This window comes from Aquabacterium sp. A08 (assembly GCF_011742065.1).
In genome coordinates this window covers 1-275 of sequence record NZ_JAAQQT010000257.1, presented here as the reverse complement: position 1 = coordinate 275, position 275 = coordinate 1, and the positions used below count along the sequence as shown (strand labels likewise).

The following is a 275-nucleotide window of genomic DNA, read 5'->3' as shown; positions in this document are numbered from 1 at the left end:
CTGCCCGGTCTGCAACGCCTGCTGGACGTGCGCCGCGTGGTCGGCCTGCGCAACAGCGGCCACAGCCTGGTCAAGCTGATGCAACCGGCGGCCGGTGGCCTGCTCGTCAGCAGCTACACCCACCCCGAATACCTGCAGAGCATGGGCGACCTGTTCCGGCTGACCGGCCAGCACGCCCTCCTGCTGCGCGGCACCGAAGGCGAACCCGTGGCCGACCCCCGGCGCACGCCCCAGATGGACCTGTTCCACCACGGCCAATCGCACACCGTGCAAGC

Annotated in this window: 1 pseudogene; it reads left to right on the top strand. The window is 70.5% G+C overall.

Annotation, left to right across the window (positions count from 1 at the left end):
• Positions 1 to 275 (top strand): annotated as a pseudogene (locus HA630_RS01455) (DNA-binding protein YbiB); the annotation flags it as partial.